At 46.0% G+C, this 20,187-nt stretch carries 17 protein-coding genes; 2 read left to right on the forward strand and 15 right to left on the reverse strand.

Going from position 1 to position 20,187, the window contains the following annotated elements; all coding sequences use genetic code 11:
- Window positions 1-141: 141 nt before the first annotated feature.
- Complete coding sequence (locus AAHN97_RS24080) at window positions 142-849, reverse strand: porin family protein (RefSeq protein ID WP_343304651.1); 708 nt, start codon at window positions 847-849, stop codon at window positions 142-144.
- A 251-nt stretch (window positions 850-1,100) separates the two neighbouring features.
- On the opposite strand from AAHN97_RS24080, the gene AAHN97_RS24085 reads away from it, so the two are divergent.
- The gene (locus AAHN97_RS24085; protein ID WP_343304652.1) at window positions 1,101-4,070 is read left to right on the forward strand and encodes a PAS domain S-box protein; all 2,970 of its coding nucleotides are present in this window, start codon (window positions 1,101-1,103) and stop codon (window positions 4,068-4,070) included.
- Here the strand turns inward: AAHN97_RS24085 and AAHN97_RS24090 are convergent.
- From AAHN97_RS24090 to AAHN97_RS24145, 13 genes are all read right to left on the reverse strand, one after another.
- Entirely contained in the window at window positions 4,067-5,734 is a 1,668-nt protein-coding gene (locus tag AAHN97_RS24090) for an ATP-binding protein (RefSeq protein WP_343304653.1), read from the reverse strand. The genes AAHN97_RS24085 and AAHN97_RS24090 overlap by 4 nt on opposite strands.
- Window positions 5,731-6,837 (reverse strand): universal stress protein, encoded by a 1,107-nt coding sequence (locus AAHN97_RS24095; RefSeq protein ID WP_343304654.1) that lies wholly within the window; start codon window positions 6,835-6,837, stop codon window positions 5,731-5,733. The genes AAHN97_RS24090 and AAHN97_RS24095 overlap by 4 nt, the downstream gene beginning before the upstream one ends.
- Window positions 6,838-6,908: 71 nt before the next feature.
- On the reverse strand, window positions 6,909-7,985 hold the full coding sequence (locus AAHN97_RS24100; RefSeq protein ID WP_343304655.1) for a porin: 1,077 nt from the start codon (window positions 7,983-7,985) through the stop codon (window positions 6,909-6,911).
- A 67-nt stretch (window positions 7,986-8,052) separates the two neighbouring features.
- Window positions 8,053-8,616 (reverse strand): K(+)-transporting ATPase subunit C, encoded by a 564-nt coding sequence (locus AAHN97_RS24105; protein WP_343304656.1) that lies wholly within the window; start codon window positions 8,614-8,616, stop codon window positions 8,053-8,055.
- Between the two features lie 11 nt (window positions 8,617-8,627).
- The gene (gene kdpB / locus AAHN97_RS24110) at window positions 8,628-10,676 is read right to left on the reverse strand and encodes a potassium-transporting ATPase subunit KdpB (RefSeq protein ID WP_343304657.1); all 2,049 of its coding nucleotides are present in this window, start codon (window positions 10,674-10,676) and stop codon (window positions 8,628-8,630) included.
- Window positions 10,677-10,695: 19 nt separating this feature from the next.
- Window positions 10,696-12,390: a potassium-transporting ATPase subunit KdpA gene (gene kdpA / locus AAHN97_RS24115; RefSeq protein ID WP_343304658.1), complete on the reverse strand. Its 1,695-nt coding sequence runs from the start codon at window positions 12,388-12,390 to the stop codon at window positions 10,696-10,698.
- A gap of 9 nt (window positions 12,391-12,399) precedes the next feature.
- A complete protein-coding gene (locus AAHN97_RS29000; protein WP_074241754.1) occupies window positions 12,400-12,480 on the reverse strand; it encodes a potassium-transporting ATPase subunit F in 81 nt (26 codons plus the stop codon).
- Between the two features lie 89 nt (window positions 12,481-12,569).
- Window positions 12,570-12,908, reverse strand: a complete 339-nt coding sequence (locus AAHN97_RS24120; protein WP_343304659.1) for a DUF7674 family protein — start codon at window positions 12,906-12,908, stop codon at window positions 12,570-12,572.
- 154 nt (window positions 12,909-13,062) lie between these two features.
- Window positions 13,063-14,403 carry a sigma-54-dependent transcriptional regulator gene (locus tag AAHN97_RS24125; protein WP_343304660.1) on the reverse strand — a complete coding sequence of 447 codons (1,341 nt, stop codon included), beginning with the start codon at window positions 14,401-14,403 and terminating at the stop codon, window positions 13,063-13,065.
- Between the two features lie 24 nt (window positions 14,404-14,427).
- Window positions 14,428-14,925, reverse strand: a complete 498-nt coding sequence (locus AAHN97_RS24130; protein ID WP_343304661.1) for a hypothetical protein — start codon at window positions 14,923-14,925, stop codon at window positions 14,428-14,430.
- A gap of 145 nt (window positions 14,926-15,070) precedes the next feature.
- Entirely contained in the window at window positions 15,071-17,065 is a 1,995-nt protein-coding gene (gene ligD, locus AAHN97_RS24135) for a DNA ligase D (protein WP_343304662.1), read from the reverse strand.
- Between the two features lie 17 nt (window positions 17,066-17,082).
- The gene (locus tag AAHN97_RS24140; RefSeq protein ID WP_343304663.1) at window positions 17,083-17,820 is read right to left on the reverse strand and encodes a DNA polymerase ligase N-terminal domain-containing protein; all 738 of its coding nucleotides are present in this window, start codon (window positions 17,818-17,820) and stop codon (window positions 17,083-17,085) included.
- Complete coding sequence (locus tag AAHN97_RS24145; RefSeq protein WP_343304664.1) at window positions 17,817-18,587, reverse strand: Ku protein; 771 nt, start codon at window positions 18,585-18,587, stop codon at window positions 17,817-17,819. Before AAHN97_RS24145 ends, AAHN97_RS24140 begins: the two co-directional genes overlap by 4 nt.
- A gap of 205 nt (window positions 18,588-18,792) precedes the next feature.
- On the opposite strand from AAHN97_RS24145, the gene AAHN97_RS24150 reads away from it, so the two are divergent.
- Window positions 18,793-19,161 carry a hypothetical protein gene (locus tag AAHN97_RS24150; protein WP_074241749.1) on the forward strand — a complete coding sequence of 123 codons (369 nt, stop codon included), beginning with the start codon at window positions 18,793-18,795 and terminating at the stop codon, window positions 19,159-19,161.
- A gap of 156 nt (window positions 19,162-19,317) precedes the next feature.
- On the opposite strand, the gene AAHN97_RS24155 is transcribed toward AAHN97_RS24150, so the two are convergent.
- Window positions 19,318-20,187 (reverse strand): SDR family oxidoreductase, encoded by an 870-nt coding sequence (locus AAHN97_RS24155; protein ID WP_343304665.1) that lies wholly within the window; start codon window positions 20,185-20,187, stop codon window positions 19,318-19,320.

Raw genomic sequence — 20,187 nt, forward strand, 5'->3', positions numbered from 1 at the left:
TAAAGTCAATCCTATAAGACAGGTTCGCCACTCGTTCGTTCATCCTTTACCCGGGCCAAATCGTTAATATAGTATCATAACAAAGGGGCTGACCTAACAATGTTAGATCAGCCCCTCTTCTATAAAGGTACGTTATTTCTCTTATAAACCGCTCAGCGCCAAACCAATGGAAAATGGCCTTACTTCCATATTCGCATTGTCTTTAAACAGCGGGTTTAGGTTCATGGAACCAAACAGGGCAAAGTTGCCATAGCCTACGCGGGCAGTGGCAGCAAAACGCCAGGGGTTAAAGAAACGCCTGTTCTGTTCTTTGATGATGTTCTTCTCGCCACCCAGGGTATTCTTTCCTTTGGTATGCGCATTTATCAGCATGCCTGCTTTTACACCAATAGATGCTTTAAAGCCGGTATTGGCATTATCCTTCACCTGGCGGTACCGCAATTCCAACGGAATTTCCAGATAGGTAGTAGCTACTTTGAATTTCTTATACTTGCCTGCATTAGGCGCAAACCTCACTACATTAGAGTTGCCGTTGGACATATCCAGATAACGATCATCCAGGAACATGCTGCTTGTGCTGATTCCCAAACCCGGCGCTACGCTGAAATTGGAATTCTTAAAAGGTACATCGTACATGAATGCCACATTGAAACCGCGGGATAATCCTTTCGTTTTAACACTATCGGGTTTCTGCGCCCAGCCATCAATAGAAAACTGGATCATGAAGAAGTCCCTTGAGTAGGTAGCCCTTTCGCGAGCCTTACCCATGGCCGCGCCAGCCATATTATCCTGCGCAAAAACACCCGTAGAAGCCGCGATACAACCCAGTGTAAAAAGTAATTTTTTCATAATATGTTTAAATGCTTGGCAAAAAGAATATCAGGCAAATTTAATGGAATGCAAATAAACCAAAGGGTTAAAATATTGCAAAAATAATTCATGGTAATTTACCCTACGGCCGATTCACCTATTTTAAGTAAATTGTAAAGCTAGTAGTTATCACACCAAAGTCAATCATGTAGTTCGAAACACGTTAGTTGTTTTAAGCCCCGATAGCCTGAAAAGCCATACGTGTAGCGGGATTGAAAATAATTGTTTGCATGAAAAAAATCAGCAGCCCCCTCATTATCATTTTTGTTGCTGCCATCATATCCGTTGCCTGGTTCGTTTATCACGCCTGGTCTGCCGACAAACTGGCCATGACCAATAACGAACGGGTCCGTCACGTGAATGACAAGATCCGTCAGCTGGAACAGATCGCCTACACGGTAAAATCTATGGAATCCGCCGTCAGAGCCTATGTTATTACAGGTGATTCCGGTTTCCTTTACCGGGAGGACTATATGGAAGCCCATCTCCGTACCCCGCTGGCCAATCTCATGCTGTTATATAAGGATAACACGGCAGACCAAAAACAGTTGGATTCCCTTCGCGCAGAAATAGAAAAAAAGATCATTTTCTTCAATTATCTCATCCGGGCCAACCAGGAATCTCCTGTAATGGCAGGCGCTATGCTGCAAACCAGGAAACCTGCTTTCAGTACAGATGCCAGCTCCCGTTTACTGGCCAGCATGCTCCAAAAAGAACATGCCCTGCTGGAAAACCGCCTCGGCAATCAATTACAAAACCGCAGTCCTTACCTCTTTTCCCTCCTCATAAGTATTCTTTTTGTAGGTTTTCTCATATGGGGAATCTACCAATTGGTGAAAATGATCAATAAAGCCCGCGAAACAGAAGACGAACTCCGCCGCAGTGAAAAGAAATACCGCCAGCTGATAGAAGGTGCCGGCGCTACCATGTTCACCACTAACCGTGGCGGCTTCTTTACTTATGTAAATAGCAAGGCACTGGCCCTTACAGGATATACCGCAGAAGAATTGCTGGGCAAACAATACACCATGCTGCTGGACCCTCCGCAACAAAAGGAATTGCGCAATTTCTACGAAACGCAAGCCTTTGAGGGGCCGGACGATTCAACGATAGAATTCCCCATCCGCCACAAGAACGGAGAGAAAAAATGGGTGGAGCAACAGGTTGTACTGCTTCGCCAGCATGGTGTGGTGAAACAATACCAATGTATTGTGAAGGATATCCACGCCAGGAAAATGATGCAGATGAAAGCGGAAAACACACAGAAGGAACTCGATATCATCAATTTCAGATTCCAATCCGTACTGCGCAATTCGCCCTCCGTTATTTTCATTAAAGATGTGTATGGCAGGTACCAGATGGTCAATGAACGTTTTGAAGAAGTGTTCGGTATCAATAAAGAACATATCCTTGGCAGAACAGATAAAGAATTCCCTTCCAAACTGAAACCGGAAAAGTATGCGCCTTCAGACAAGGAAGTGGTCTTACATGAAAGACCCGTGGAAATGGAAGATATGCTGGAGATCAACAACGAAACCCGCTATTTCTTTATCACCAAATTCCCGCTGAGGGACCATACCCAAAGGGTATATGGCCTCTGCGGAATTGCCACGGATATTACAGACAGGATAGAACATGAACATGCCCTGATCAGCGCCAGGAAAAAAGCAGAGCACGCCCGTAAAACACAGGAAAGATTTATGGCGAATATGAGCCATGAGATCAGAACACCATTGAACGGAATTATTGGTATCACCAATCTCTTAAAGCAAACAGAGGTACAACCGGAACAAAAAGAATATATCACAGACATCAAGGAATCTGCCAACAACCTGCTGGTGCTCGTAGAAAAGATCCTTGATTTCTCTCATCTCAACTCCGGCAAACTAACCCTGGCCCGCGTAGATTTCAATCCTGCACATGTGATCCGCAAAGCCCTGAACAGCAAAAGGGAAGAAGCCGAAAACAAAGGCCTGTCACTGGATATGGACATAGACCTGGCCATGCCGGAAACCGTGATCGGCGACCCAAGCCGTTTACACGATGTGATCGTAAGCCTCTTGGATAATTCCATCCGTTTCACGGAAAAAGGCAGCATTCACCTCTCCGCACAGGTCAGCGCAAAGGATGAAGAGCAGGTCACTTTCTCTTTTGAATTAAGGGATACGGGCATGGGCATCCCCGAGCATTTGCATGAAGAAGTATTTGAGAGTTTCTCGCAGATCCAGGGAAGCAACGATAGAAAGTTTGGTGGTGCAGGCCTTGGCCTTGCATTAACACGGGCCTTACTCAAACTACAGGATGGCGGCATCAGCATTCACAATAATGAAGAAGCCGGTACCCTGGTCCGTTTCACGATTCCTTATTATCTTTTTGCCGTACCACAGCAAACAGCGGCCTCCGAAACAGGCAACCTGCATCTGCCACCTCTCTATGGAAAATCCATTCTCGTGGCGGAAGATAACCTGCTCAACCAGAAAGTGGCCCAACGCACATTGGTACAGGCAGGCGCCAAAGTGGAAATTGCAGAGAATGGGGTAGAAGTATTGAACAAACTGGAAGGAAATACCTATGACCTGATATTGATGGACATCCAGATGCCCACCATGGATGGGCTCCGTGCCACACGCCAGATCAGGGATCAGGGCCTTGGCATTCCCATTATTGCCATGACCGCTTCCGCTTTAAAAGGAGACCGCGAAAGATGCCTGCTGGCCGGCATGAATGATTATATCGCCAAACCATTTATACCCAATGTACTCTTCCAGAAGATCCTGGAAGTACTCGGAGAAAGGGATCCCGGATTCGCTAATTTCGAAGCCCTGGATTATGAACAGCAAACACACCGCCCCTTCATTGATCTGCATTATCTGCGTAGTATTGTAGACGATGACCAGGATGCCATGCTGGACCTCCTGAACACTTTTCTGGAAAGAACAGCCGGCATGTTTGATAACCTGCAGAACAGCGCACAGCTGGAGAACTGGGAAGATGCGCTTCAGCACGCAAGCCTGCTGCGTAGTAGTTTTATGATCGTACGCATAGACCCTTTATCAAAGATCATCCTGGAAATAGAGCATAACGTCCGCAACAAAACCTATCTGCACACCGTCATGCCAGACATCAATCTCGCCATCAAGATCTATATGGATGCACAGGAAGTATTAAAAAAGGAAATGGAGCAAATAAAGAAGAATTAAGCCAGCGGCAAAGAGAACCAGAAACGGCTTCCCTTCCCTAATTCGCTTTCCACCCCTATGGCACCACCTTGGGCTTCAATGAACTCCTTGGCAATGGCCAATCCCAGCCCACTGCCCTTGGCATCATCAGATCCCGGCACCTGGAAGAAACGTTCAAATATCCTGCTGCGAAAAGCAGGGTCAATACCCTTTCCATGGTCCCGTACACTGAAATGCAGTGTACCCGTTTCCGTTTGCAGCACATCCAGTTCCACCTCCGTTCCTTTGGAAGAATACCGGATGGCATTCGTTAAAAGGTTTACCAGCACCCAGGCACTCTTTTCTGCATCCGCTACTATCATCGGGGAGCCGGGAGGTAATGTGGTACGGATATTCACCTGTTTACCAAAAGCCTGTTTCTGCACAGTATCCAATGCGTATTGCACGATATTCTCCGGAGGCACTGGTTGAATTTGTAATTGTATGTTCCCGCTTTCCACTCTTGAGAAGTCAAGCAGGTCACTTACCATACGGATCATCCTGCGGTTATCCTGCCGGATGCTCTCCATCAGTTCCTTTTGCTCACTGGAAAGAGGGCCCGTACGTTCATCTTCCAGCAGTTTTAAACTAAGATCTGTTGCTGCCAGTGGAGTTTTTAATTCATGGGAGATGGTAGCAATAAAATGTGTTTTGGCCAGGTCCTGTTCCTTAAACGTTGTAATGTTCTTCAGGATCATGATGTACCCGATCTTCGCATTTTCATAATGTACATCCGCTGTTTCCCTGGTAAAGAAACTCTCCTTTCCATTCACCACAATCTTCACCGGGCCGCCGCCTTCCAGTTGATTCAGCAGGTATTTCATCAGGTCATTCTTTTTAGCTATTTCAGAAGCTGCCCAGCCGATCACATCCTTTTCCGTCATATTGAGCAATTGCAGCGCTTCTGCATTCGCAAAAAGGATGGTGCCTTTATTATCCACACCAATGGTGGCATCTTTCAAACTACTGATCACTGCTTCCGCCCGTTTCTTTTCAAATACGATCTTTGCCAGGTTGCTGTGTTCGTATTCATCCAGTTTCTCCGCCATGGTGTTAAAGGCAGATGCCAGTTCTCCAAACTCATCCATAGATTTGAAGTGCAGCCTTTGTTCATATTTTTTCTGTGCAATCCCTTTGATCCCTTCCGTTAGTTCATGAATGGGGTTGGCTATATAACCGGGGAAGTTATAAACGAAGGTGATGCCCAGTACAAAACAGACACCACTGATAATAGCAATGTATAGGATGGCTTTGTCTGCCGCATCTTTTGTACTTTCATTTTTCCGGATAATGGCACGCATGTTCAGCTCCATGATCGCATACAGGTCTTTACGCGCTTCCGGTATCGCCGTTTTAAAATGTTGGGCTGCTCTTGCCGTAACCAATGCTTCTCCGGGTTCTGTTACATTCTGCTGCTGCTTTTGCAGATTCGCGAGGAAAACAGCTTCATTCACCGGTTGGGCATCCAGGGCCTGCAGCATGTTTTTGGCATATTCTACGGATTCATAGTTATCCTGAAGGATCGTACGGGCATCCCTGTTCACGCGATTGAGGTAATAGTATCCCAGTATGCTTACCAGCATAAGCATGAGAAAGAGGAATAAAACCCCTACCGTGATCTTTGATTTAAGTCCTAACCGCTTCATGATAATATAACTAAGTCGATTTCATTAGAGGATAACGTTTTCAACAACTGGGAAAACACATTGGTCCGCAAAATAATCCCAAACAGGCTGATATGCGGTTTGCCGATACATACAGTAGTAATATCCTTCTCAACCGCTGTTTGCATGATGGCATGGGAGATATTGGAATCCTGTACCCGCAGTACTTCTGCTCCCAGCTCTGTAGCTAGTTTCAGGTTATTGATCAGATGCCGCTGATCGGAGAGTTTGATGCGTCCTACACTTTCCCGGGGTGTTTGCACATACAGCACGTACCATTCCCCATGATAATAAGCGGCCAGTCTTGCCGCTTTCCGGATCACCTTTTTCGCCACTTCATCATTCGTGGAAATGCAAACCAGGAACCGCTCATGCCGCATTTGCTGCCCCCGCGGGATCTCTATCTCAACTTTCCTTTCTACCTGCGAAGCTACTTCTTTCAATGCCAGCTCCCGCAGCTGCAAGATCTTTTCCGATTGAAAGAAATTCTTCAGGGCCGATTCCACTTTAGCGGGGTCGTAGATCTTTCCTTCTTTCAGCCGGGTGATCAGTTCATCTGCCGTAAGGTCTATGTTCACTACTTCATCCGCGATCTGCAACATACTGTCCGGCACTCTTTCCTGTACTTCCACCCCTGTGATTGTTTTCACCTGGTGGTTGATACTTTCCATGTGCTGGATGTTCACGGCAGAGATCACATTGATCCCGGCATTGAGCAGGTCCATCACATCCTGCCAGCGTTTTTCATTCTTCGATCCCGGGATATTAGTATGTGCCAGTTCATCCACGATCACCCATTCCGGCGCCAGTAAGAGAATGGCGTTGAGGTCCATTTCTTCCAGCATCTTGCCTTTATAGAAAACCTGCCGCCGGGGGATCAATGGCAGGCCCTCTACCAAAGCCTCCGTTTCCTTCCGGCCATGTGTTTCAATGAATCCTATCTGTACATTCACACCTTTCCGCAGAAGGCTATGCGCTTCCTGTAACATCCGGTAACTCTTCCCCACACCGGCACTCATGCCAATGTAGATCTTGAATTCTCCCCGGCCCGCTTTATTGGCCAGGTGTAAAAAACGTTGCATCATTTGCAAACTGGTTTAAACCACCTCAGCGCTCCCTTTCGGGAAGCGCTTCGGAGATGGCTTTTGCTTATGGTTTAAAATGACACTGCCAGTGAGGCGGTCAACGCTACGTTGCTGTTTTTAACTTCCGTGTTCTTCACGAAAATATCATTCTTGCTATTGTATAATTTTCCTTCCAAACGGAACAACACATTGCTCACAGGCGCCACATCAAAGTTCAGGGAATAACCGCTGGTCTTAAATCCATTGGGAGTACCCGTGGCAATGATCACACCATTTTCATCATTGTAATACTCATACCTGCCTGCCAATGCTATCTTATCCGTAAAGGCATATTTGGCCATCAGCACAGGAGTGTACCAGTTATTCAGATCACTTTTGCCTTTCTCTTTTTGTTCCAGGCCATAGTCGAACCCGGCAATCAGGCTGAATTTATCTGTGATATTAAAGATACCGTAAACATCATTGAAATAACGCATCTGGCGTACGGAATCCGGTTTGTCGTTTCCAACAAAAGTGCTCCAGTTCAACGTTACTTTACTGCTGGGTTTAAACGTGATCTGTGTACCAAATCCAGGGGTTTGGTTACCGTTCACACGTTTGATCCTTTGCCAGCCATTGAGGTACATGGCCGCCAATGTCCATTTTTCATTCGGCGTCCAGGTGATCTTTGCTCCGGCTTCATAATAGGGAGAATTCTCTGCACCCAGGCTCCGGCTGAGGGTCATGTTATCTTTGGTGATAGCACTCTCAAAACCAATATGCGAAGGCATGATACCTGCATCCACCCATACATTCTTTCCAACACACAGCCCTACATTCGCTTCATAGATATGGCGCATCAGTTCTGATTCTGCTGCCAGGTTATATTGTGCATAGGTACCGGCCATAATAGAAAGGTTCGCACGTACACGGTCACTTGCATAACTGCCTTTCAGGTAAGCCAGGTTAACGTTCAGTTCATTATGCCGGTTGTGATTATACAGGAAACCGGGACGTAAGTGATCTGCCGGTTCATTGAGATCAAAAGAGTAATAGGCCTCCACATAACCAGAGAAACTGATCTTTGGCGCTTCTTTCACAGGTTGGTCCTGCGCCATCACATGCATACACAGGATGCTACCTGCGGCCAGTAAAATTGTCTTCTTCATTTAAGTTCTTTGATAGTGTGCGCCAAACTTTTATGCCCGGCGCACACAAGGTTTATATAGGAATCGTTTATTTGATATTATCCAGTGCTATATTCAATTGCAGCACATTCACGGTAGCAGGCCCAAACATTCCCAGCAACGGGCCTTTCGTTTGTTCCTTTACCAGTTCTTTCAGCTTCTCTGCAGAAATGCCACGCAGGGTAGCAATACGTTGTACCTGAACCAGGGCGCCCTCAGGAGAAAGGTGAGGGTCCAATCCACTACCGGAAGCTGTAACCAGTTCCACAGGGATCTCGGATTTTTTAACGCCCGGATTGTGTACCAGGAAGGTGTCTATCCTTTCCTGTACTACTTTCAGGTAATCAGGGTTGGAAGGTCCTTTATTGGAACCACCGGAGCCTGCGGCATTATAACCTACCGCAGATGGGCGGCCCTGGAAATATTTATCGTCAGAGAATAACTGTCCAACGTTTGCGTAGCCCACTACTGATCCCTTGTGTTCAATGGTTACCCCATCTCCTTTACCGGGTGCCAGTTTAGATATACCTGCCACCAGCAGGGGATAAATTCCGGCAGTTAATACCACCAGTACGGCAGTCAGTTTTAAAGCAGGCAAAAAATATCTTTTCATGATTGTGAGAATTAATAGAATAAAGAAACCACCATGTCAATCAGCTTGATACCAATGAAGGGGATGATCACACCTCCCAGGCCATAGATCAACAGGTTACGGCGTAACAATGCACTAGCCCCTATTGGTTTGTAAGCCACGCCTCTCAGCGCCAATGGTATCAGCAATGGTATAATGATGGCATTAAAGATCACTGCACTCAGGATGGCCGTTTCAGGGCTATGCAGCTGCATGATATTGATGCTTTGCAAAGCAGGGATAGAAAGAATGAAGAGGGCGGGCACTATCGCAAAATATTTTGCTACGTCATTTGCAATAGAGAAGGTGGTTAATGTACCTCTCGTCATCAGTAACTGTTTGCCGATCTCTACGATCTCAATCAGTTTGGTAGGATCATTATCAAGGTCTACCATGTTACCGGCTTCTTTTGCAGCCTGTGTACCACTGTTCATGGCCACCCCAACATCCGCTTGTGCCAGTGCCGGCGCATCATTTGTACCATCACCCATCATGGCAACCAGTCTTCCTTCCTGCTGCTCCTTGCGGATGTAACTCATTTTATCTTCCGGTTTGGCCTCTGCGATAAAATCATCCACACCGGCTTTCTGTGCAATGTATTTTGCGGTTAGCGGGTTATCACCTGTTACCATCACGGTTTTCACACCCATTTTGCGAAGGCGTTCAAAACGTTCCTGGATACCGGGTTTAATAATATCCTGCAATTCGATCACACCCATCACTTCGTTGTTTACAGCTACTACCAGTGGTGTACCGCCGTTGCTGGAGATCTGTTTTACCTGTTGCAATGTTTCCGCAGGAACTTCATTACCTGCCTTTACCGCCATGTCGCGGATAGCATCGTAAGCACCTTTGCGGATCCTTGTACCATCAGGCAGATCAATACCACTGCTGCGTGTTTCCGCAGTGAACTTCACCAATGCTGCTCCCTGTACGGATAAACGGCTCACCACTTCTTTACCTGCCAGTTCCACAATGGATTTGCCTTCCGGCGTTTCGTCCGCCAGGGAACTTAATGCACTGGCCCGAATAAATTCTTCACTGGTAAAACTACTGGCTGCATAAAAATTCGTGGCTTTACGGTTACCGATGGTGATGGTCCCGGTTTTATCCAGTAACAGCACATCCACGTCTCCGGCTGTTTCTACGGCTTTACCGGATTTGGTGATCACATTCGCCCTCAAAGCCCTGTCCATTCCCGCAATACCGATAGCTGATAAAAGGCCACCTATAGTAGTGGGGATCAAACAGACAAAAAGAGAAATGAACGCAGCGATGGTGATGGGTGTTTGCGCATAATCGGCAAAAGGTTTCAGCGTTACACACACAATAATGAATACAAGCGTGAAGCTGGCCAATAATATCGTTAAGGCGATTTCATTGGGTGTTTTCTGACGGGTAGCCCCTTCTACCAGTGCAATCATTTTATCAAGAAATGATTCCCCCGGTTCTGTACTTACCCTTACCACAATACGGTCGCTCAATACTTTAGTACCGCCTACCACACTGCTTTTGTCGCCACCGGCTTCCCGGATCACGGGAGCACTTTCCCCGGTAATAGCAGATTCATCTATACTGGCCAGTCCTTTTACGATCTCGCCATCTGAGGGAATGATATCGCCTGCTTCACAAACGAACAGATCACCTTTACGCAACAGGGAGGAAGATATCACTTTGATCTCATCCGTAAACATTTCGCCCACGGCCAGGATCTTTTTGGCTGGTGTTTCTTCTCTGGTTTTTCGTAAACTTTCTGCCTGTGCTTTACCTCTTGCTTCTGCAATCGCTTCCGCAAAGTTGCCGAAGAGCACCGTTAGTAATAACACGATGAAGATGGTCAGGTTATAGCCGAAGCTGCCCTGGGAAAGATCGCCGGTGAAAAAGGTATTGAGTGTAACCACCAGCATAACGATGGTACCAATCTCTACCGTGAACATCACCGGATTTTTGATGAGTAACCGCGGGTTCAGTTTTACGAAAGACTGCCTGAGGCTTTCTTTCACGAGGTCCGCGGGGAAGAGTTTATTATCTTTTGCTTTCATGTTGATTTCAGCTTTATCATTAATACAGGGAGAAGTGCTCAGCAATTGGACCCAGCACCAGTGCAGGGAAGAAAGACAATGCCGCCAGGATGAGGATCACCGCGAAGGTCATGATCCCGAAAGTGGCAGTATCGGTTTTCAGGGTACCTGCCGATTCAGGAATGTATTTCTTCTGCGCCAGGATGCCTGCAATGGCTACAGGGCCAAGGATAGGCAGGAAGCGGGAGAATATGAGCACGAAACCTGTAGTTACGTTCCAGAAAATATTATTATCCCCCAGCCCCTCAAAACCGGAACCGTTGTTGGCTGCAGCAGAGGTGTATTCATACAACATCTCTGAGAAACCATGATAACCGGGGTTATTTAACCAGGGCAAGGCCGGATTGTGGGCTATCATATAAGAAGAAAGAGCCGTTCCTGAAAGAATGAGGAAAGGATGCAGCAATGCTACCAACGCCGCTATCTTTACTTCTTTCGCTTCTACCTTATGCCCCATAAATTCAGGCGTACGGCCTACCATCAATCCTGATATAAATACTGCGATGATCACAAAAATGAAATAGTTGAGGAACCCTACACCACAACCTCCATAGAAAGCATTCGTCATCATTCCCATCATTTGCATCATACCTGTAAGTGGCATGGTACTATCATGGAAACCATTCACAGAGCCGGTAGATATAACTGTGGTGATGGTACTCCAGTAACCAGTAGCAGCAGGCCCGAACCGTACTTCTTTTCCTTCCATGGCCCCTGTTAGTTGGGAAACACCCATTTTAGCGATGGCCGGGTTACCGTTTATTTCATAAAGCATGGAGGGCACCAGCAGTAAAAGGAAACCTGCCGTCATCACCCCGAATACTACATAAGAAAACTTTCTGCGGTTAATAAAGAATCCTAATGCAAAGATCATCGCAATGGGTATGATCATTTGTGCAATAGCTTCCGTCATATTAGTAAGGTAGCTGGGGTTCTCCAGCGGATGGATGGAGTTAGCACCAAACCAGCCACCACCATTGGTGCCAAGATGTTTAATGGCAATCATGCCCGCAGCCGGTCCACGGGATACACCTACTGTATCTCCCTGCATGGTTACGATGGTATCCTTACCTGCATAACTGGCAGGTGTTCCGTTAAATGAAAGGATCAACGCAATCACTATGCACAGTGGTAATAACAAACGGGTATTGGTTTTCACGAGGAACTCCCAGAAGTTGCCCAGCCTGGTAGTGGTTTTATCCCTGAATGCTTTTAACAATACAACCAGTGCGGCAATACCTGTAGCAGCGCTCACGAATTGCAGGAAAGTGATCACGAACAATTGCGTGAGGTAGGTTAGTCCTGATTCACCGGAGTAGTGTTGCAGGTCACAGTTCACCAGGAAACTGATGGCTGTATTGAAAGCGAGGTCCGGTGTCTGGCCTGGATTGCCGTCAGGGTTCAGGGGAAGTTTATCCTGGAAAATAAGCAGGAAGAAAGCATACACAAACCAAAGCATGTTGATGGTAATTAATGCCTTGAGGTGTTGCTTCCAGTTCATTTCCTCTTTGGGATTGATCCCGCAGATCTTGTAGATAAACCGTTCCACGGGGTTTAGAAAATCCAGCCAGGTCTTTTCCCCTTTGAAAACTTTGGAGATATACTTCCCCAATGGTATGGCGATGATCAGCGTCAGCACATATGTGGCAATGACGCCTAATAATTCTGTATTCATTTTATTGCTTTAAAATTTTTCAGGCTTCAGCAATACATAGATCATGTATAGGAAAACGAGGATGGACAATACAAATAATGCGTTCATCATAATTGATACAGTTTAAATCTTTTCAAAAAAGTCGACCGCCTTATAGATCAGCCAGAAGCTGACAATACCGGCTAAAAAGAGCAGGAACATTAACATAATGTATTTTTTAGTTGTTGATTTCTCAGGTGTTTTAAGGACTGCGGCAGGGATTCCTTTATGTACTGCTGCGCTTCCAGGAAAGGAGAGATGCTGTAGAGGAACACATCCTCGATCGCATTCTTTAACAGGGTACTCCCGTTCCTGTACAACACGCCAGCCATGGAAAAACACTTCTTCACTTCCTGTAGCTGTCCTTTGTTGATCAATTGCTTTGTGTAGGCGGTAAAAGTTCTGATCGTTTGCGTTACGGGCCCCGTTTGCTCCATGCCTGGCGACAAAGCGGGGATCTGTTGAGCGATCAGTAAGGGGATTTTAGCATCCGGTAACATGTTGTTCAATTTTCCCGGTATATGCCATTGGGGTGCCAGATGTGTAAATCCGCTCTCAACTCATTGGTAATTAACAAACAACATTAAAAAAAGGTTGCTGCTTAAAAAGCGGCAACCATGCAGAAATTGAAGGGTATGTGCAAAAATGGGTTGGTTAAATGTTGTACTCTTTGATCTTATTATAGAGAGTGGTTAAGCCTATTTGCATTAACTCCGCCGCTTTGGTCTTATTCCCTTTGGCAAATTGCAGTACCCTTATAATATGCTGTTTTTCAACATCGGCCAAAGTAAGAGAGGAATTGTTTGCCGAGGCTGGCCCTGCAAACTGGAATTCAAAAGGCAAAGAATCCGTATCCAGCTCGGTGGCATCAGATAAGATCACCGCCCGCTCTATTACATTCCGCAGTTCGCGGATATTACCCTTCCAGTTATGTTGTTGCAGCGCTTTGGAAAAAGCCTCCGTCATGCCCGTGATCTTCTTGCCGTTTTTAGGTGCAAACTGTTGCAGGAAGAATTGCGCCAGCATGGGAATATCTTTACTGCGCTCATTCAGGGAAGGCAACTTGATCTGGAAAGCAGACAACCGGTAATAAAGATCCGCCCTGAAATGCCCGGCCTCTATTTCTTTTTCCAGCTCTCTGTTGGTAGCCGCAATAATGCGGATATTTACCTTAATGGGTTTTGAATCCCCCACCTTATAGAATTCCTGTGTTTCCAGTACACGCAACAACTTCGCTTGCAACTCTATCGCCATTTCCCCGATCTCATCCAGGAAAATGGTGCCATTATGTGCTTCTTCCAGAAACCCTTTTTTATCTTTCACCGCACTGGTAAAGGCCCCGGCTTTATGTCCAAAGAGTTCGCTTTCCAGGATCTCTCTCCCAAATGCACTACAATTCACTGCCACAAAAGGTTGTGAACGCCTGGAACTGGCACGGTGGATAGCCTGTGCAAACACTTCTTTACCGGAACCTGTTTCTCCCAGCAATAACACTGTTACATCCGTGGCTGCCACTTTCTCTGCCACCGCAATTGCTTCCTTTATTTCTTTGGACTGCCCGATGATATTCCCGAAATCGTACTTACTCCCGATCTTATTCTCCAGCGAACGGATGCGGAATTGCAGCTGTGCTTTGTCCATGGCTTTACTCACCAATGGAAGGATGCGGTTATTATCATCCCCTTTAGTCAGGTAATCGAACGCGCCATTTTTAATGGCCTGCACGCCATCCGCAATATTGCCATACGCTGTGAGCACGATCACTTCCGTTTCCGGGTACAGGCGTTTGAGTTCACTCGTGAACTGTACACCATTGCCATCCGGCAATTTCACATCAGACAATACCACCTGCACATCTTCTTTCTCCAGCAGCTTACCTGCTGCCTTGATGTTTCCTGCCTCCAGGATATTATATCCTTCCAGCGACAATAATCTCCCCAGCAGTTTGCGTAACTGCTCCTCGTCATCAATAATAAGAATTTGACCTTTGGACATGCATGCAAAGGTAGGGGGAAAGTACTATTTGGCCGCAGTAGTTTTCTGATTACGCTTTACGGTCATGGCCCCGATCCCTGCGGCAAGGAAGCCCAGCACTAAATTCATGAAGAGAACATTGGTGACCAGGTAGATCCAGAAACCTTCTCTTTTGGTAACACTGTATTCGCTCAAACGGCCCCCGTCTGAAGGGATATTCACTGAATTATCCACGTTGGGCTCTGTGGCCAGGTGGAAAAAGATAGTAGCGGTAGAGATCATGATAATAGCAATGGCGGCGGTAAGAACACCCATCGTTAATAAACTTCCGATGGAAGCCTTGCCACCCATGGCTTTGTTCGCATGGATAACGGCGAAGAGTACACCAATGAATAATACGCCGCTTACCAGGTAACCTGTCCACAGGTCAGCGGCCCATTGTGTCATGTAAAAGATCATGGTTAAGGCGATGCATACAAGCGCAATCAGGATACCGTATACCCATGTTAGTTTTAGCGGAGATGGAACAGTTGTTTCTGGCATACGCGTTATTTTTGGTTAGTAATCGTCTTGCGGGCAATACGTTTCAGCTTGCATTGCAATTGTTGCAGCCACAAGTCCCGCTTGGGTGATGTGAGTATAAATCCAATAAACGTGCCTGTCAAGAGGCCTTTTATGAAATACTTGTTCATTTTACCTGGTTTTTAAGCACTGCTTTGAGATCGTTTTTATCTTTGTAGATATTGGCCCAGAGGTCTCCTTTCTTTTTAAGACGGCTTACGGTATTGCCTATATGAAAATCTTTCATGTCCAGTTTCTCATTTACTTCTTTCCAATCCAGTGGCGTGGAAACGGTAGCGCCTGGTTTGGGCCTGGCGGAATAAGGGGCTGCAATGGTTTGTCCGCGGCTGTTCTGTAAAAAATCCACATACACCTTTTTCTTCCTTTGGGATTTTGTGCGTATCACGCTGGTGATACCGGGTAATTGTGCATTGGTTTCCCTGGCAATGAATTCCGCGAAGAGCCTGCAGGTATCATATTCATATTTTGCGCCGGTGGGAATGAAAATATGCAGACCCCTGGAACCGGAAGTTTTGCAATAGGAGTTGATGCCGTATTTCTCCAGTATCTCATGTACACATTGCGCAGTTTCTATCACGGCGGAGAAAGGAATGCCTTCCGGGTCGAGGTCTATTACTATATTATCAGGATGTTCCGGTTTGCTGATGCGGGATAACCAGGGGTTCACTTCTATGCAGCCCAGGTTCACCATGTATAATAAGGTGGCGGTATCGTTGCAGAGCAGGTAATCCACTTCTTTCCCTGTGGATTCAGCCAGGAAGGAAATTGTTTTCAACCAGGATGGGATAGTTTTCACATCCATGTCCTTCTGATAAAAGCTCATGCCTGTAATGCCATTGGGGAAACGGTGCAAGGATAAAGGCCGGTCTTTCAGATGGGGGAGGATGTAATCGGCAACTGAGATGTAATAATCTATCAGTTGCCCCTTGGTGATCTTTTCCTGTGGCCAGTAGATCTTCTGCTGGTTGGTGAGGGAAACGGATCTTTTATTTAAGAGCAGGGTGCGTTCGTTTTCAGGGGATGCTTTTGTTTTGGGTGAAGTGGATGCCTTTGCAGATGTCTGCTTTGTTATCTCTCCGTTTTTTGCGGTGGCTTTTGTTGCCTTTAACGCTGTAGATGCTTTTGCTTTTCCAGATTTAACCGTTTTCGAAAGTGTTTTGGTAGCCATGGTTTTTCCTTTTATGGTTTCTACATCCAAAGGTTTCTCTTCCTTAATACTCTTAGCCGGTTTATCTTCCCGGAGCGCCACAAAGATCGGCTGCCGTAAAACCCCATCCTCCGTCCAACCGGCAAACTTCACCTCACACACTAACACCGGCTTTAACCAGGTAACGGCTGTATTGGTTTTGATCCTTTCCGCAAAAGGGGAGCTTTCCTGTATATATTGCTGTAGCAGCTGATGCATGTCATTTAATCCCTGATCATTGAATCCGCCACCGCAATGTCCGATATACCGGAGTTTCTTCTTGTCATATACGCCTAATATCAAAGCGCCGATCTTCTTCCTGCTGCCCCGGGGTTCTGTATATCCGCAAATGATCACCTCCTGCCGGTTCAATATCTTTACCTTGAGCCAGTTAAGAGAACGATCACCTTCCAAATATTCACTCTCCCCATTTTTGGCAATGATCCCTTCCCAGCCTTTCTCCTTTGCTTTCTCAAAAAGTTTAACTCCCTTCTCTGCCACATGCCCGGAGTATTTAACCGCAGGGTCATCCAGTTGTTTCACCAACTCCTGCAATAATGTTTTCCTTTCTATTAATGTTAAAGCCTTCAGATCATGACCGTCCATGTGCAGGAGATCAAATACTTCGTAGGTGAGCTTTCCCTTTCTGGTAGATTTATAATTCTGTAAAGCCTGAAAATCTGTGTAGTTATTAGCGCCCAGTATCACTACTTCTCCGTCCAGTACCACATTGTGAGGAATTTTCTCTACGGCCGCTTTAATGGGAGCATATACTGTATTGAAAGAAAGTTGATTCCGCGAATAGAGTTCAGCCTTCCCGTTTTGCACCGCCGCAATAGCACGATAACCATCCCACTTCGTTTCAAAGATCCATCCTGCTCTGTCAAAAGGTTCATCAACCAGCGTAGCGAGCATGGGATGATACCATTCTTTTATTTTACTTTTTGCTGGCGGAGCTTTTTTTTTACCTGGGTGGCGGCTTTCTTTGAAGCGCCTTTAGCTGTAGTTACTTTTGCTGCTGCCTTTTTCACCGTAGCTTTTTTCTCAGGCGTCTTTTTCGCTGCTGTTTTTTTATTAGTGCCCTTCTTTGCAACCGCGGCTTTCTCTGGAACTCCCTTCTCCGCATCACCCTTCTTTTTCGCAATCACCCGCTTCGGCGTATAATCCTCACTGTTATACTCTCCATCTACCGCATACTTATCCTTATGTTTGATCAGCAGCCAGGCATTCTCCTCTCTTCCTCCCTTCATCTTCACAATCGCAAATTCTCCTTTCAACTTCTTCCCATGCAACACCACCTTCATACTGCCAGACTTCCATTCCTTCAGTGCATTTCCCTTTTTATCCAACAGTTCAAAAGTTCCTTTGTCCCAGATATACACATACCCTGCTCCATAATTCCCAGCCGGTATCTGCCCTTCGAAATCCTTATAGTCGTAAGGATGATCTTCCACTTCCATCGCCAGCCGTTTATCTGCAGGGTTCAAAGAAGGCCCTTTAGGGACTGCCCAGCTCTTCAGCGCTCCGTCTATCTCCAGGCGGAAGTCATAATGCAATCGTGTAGCATGATGCCGCTGCACCACAAAGATGTGTTTACCCTCTGCTTTACCGGAAACAGGTTCCGAGGTCTGCTTGAAATCTCTTTTCTGTTTATACTTCGCAAGGCTCATGATACTTTCTTTTTACCACCAAGGCTCGCTTTGAGCTGTTCAAAGATGTCTGTACTCCTGGTATGCGCTACCTTCAGTTTCTTCACAGTAGGTTTCTTGCCGGAGGCTTTGGCTTTGATGATCTTCATTAGTTCTTTCTTATACTCATCTTTGTATTGGGAAATATCAAACGGCTCCGTATACTCGTTCACGAGCTTTACTGCCATGTCCAGTTCCTTCTTGGAGATCTTCACATTAGTGGGAAGATTTATCTCCGGTTTGCGGATCTCTTCCTCAAAACGTAGCCGGTGCAGCATCAGGTAATTCTCTTTGGGCCGCACAATAGCAAGGTTCTCATGGTTACGCAATACAAACAGGCTTACACCTGCCTTACCTGTTTTCTCCAGTGTGCGGAGCAGTAATTCATATGCTTTCCCGCCACTTTTATCCGGCTCAATAAAATAAGGTGATTCAAAATACACGTCATCAATCTCCGCTGCTTCCACAAAAGAAGAGATCTCTATTATCTTACTTTTCTTCGGACTGGCATCTTCAAAATCTTTATCGTCCAGAACAATGTATTCATCATTCAGATTGTATCCCTTCACAATATTCCCCCACACCACTTCTTTCCCCGTTTTTTCATTGACCCGCTGGAAGCGGATGCGGGAATGATCTTTTTTATCCAGCATATCCAGGTCGAGGCTACTCTCCTGAACAGCACTGTATAATTTAACCGGGATGTTTACGAGGCCGAAGCCTATACTACCTGACCATACAGCTCTCATAGTTATTATGATTTTATAACAATAGAATATCAATCATTATACCAGCAAAAAAAACCGTCCCGGGACCGGGACGGAATTAGCTTAATAAATATGCATAACTATGGGGGGAATAGATGTTAATTATTTTATAAAAACCATCCAATAATTGCGCCACTTTGATGTGGCATAGCTTTTGGATTTATACTACTGAACAAAAAATACTTTTATGGAAACACCAACTCCTAATAAACCAGGCGAAATGACAACTCTCTCCCAGATAATGAACAAGCTTCATTCAAAGGGATACGATAATGAATTTAAGATGAGCGACCATGGAAGAATGCAACCTGTAGAAGGGGATCAGATCTATGATCCGGAAGACCTGAAGATCATCAAAACCTATCGTTTTGAAGGTGAGTCAGACCCATCTGACAGCGCCGTACTGTACCTGCTTGAAGATAAGGAAGGCCATAAAGGCTATGTGGTGGATGCATACGGCATGTACAGTTCGCATGACGAAGCGGGGTTTGATGACTTCTTAAAGAAGATCCCTGTGGAAGACCGCGATGAACAAGCAATCTTTGGTGGTTTGTGAAGATAGGCTAGTGGAAAAAAACCGTCTCGGAACAAGTTCTGAGGCGGTTTTTTATTATAAGGTGGGAAAACAAACCAACAGATAACCTAATGTTGGTTCTTCAATTAGAAGGGGTTCAAAACGGCTGCTCCGAAAAGAACAGCCGTAACACATGATTTACCCGTTCACTATCTCTCCTCCATTAGGATGTAGTATTTGCCCGGTTATATAACTGGCATCTTCAGAAGCGAGGAACACATAACAGGGCGCAACTTCCACAGGTTGTCCCGCTCTTTTCAACGGAACATCCGAACCAAATTCGGCAACATCTTTCGCCCTGAAAGTAGCCGGTATCAATGGCGTCCATATAGGCCCGGGCGCCACGCCATTTACCCTGATCCCTTTATCCGCCAGCATGGAAGATAAAGAGCGGGTGAAGCTAACGATAGCGCCTTTAGTGGATGAATAATCCAATAGATGGCCACTACCGCGATAGGCGGTAACAGAAGTTGTATTAATAATACTGCTGCCACGCGCCATATGTGGTAAAACTGCTTTGGCGAAATAGAACTGGGCGAAAATATTCACCGTAAAGGTTTTCAGGAGTTGTTCCGCAGTGATATCCTGAATGGATTTTTGCGGGTACTGCACGGCAGCATTGTTCACGAGGATATCGATCTTCCCGAATTCCTTCACAGTTTGCCGAACAATTTTCTCACAATGTTTCTCCCGACCGATATCCCCCGCGATCAATAACGCCTTGCGGCCATATTCCTTTATCTGCTTCGCAGTATCTTTTGCATCGTTGTGCTCATCCAGGTAAGCGATCGCTACATCTGCACCTTCCGCTGCAAATGCCAAAGCCACCGCTTTCCCGATGCCACTATCTCCGCCAGTGATCAAAGCTACTTTCCCCTGTAACCGTCCACTGGCGGAAACGATCTCCCTCTCTGCAACCGGCAGCGGTTTCATCTTTGATTCTATACCAGGCTGTTTGTTCTGATGCTGCGGCGGTCTGATATCCTTTTTTCGATTTGCTTTCTGCAT

Source organism: Chitinophaga niabensis, assembly GCF_039545795.1.
GTDB classification, from domain to species: Bacteria; Bacteroidota; Bacteroidia; order Chitinophagales; family Chitinophagaceae; genus Chitinophaga; species Chitinophaga niabensis_B.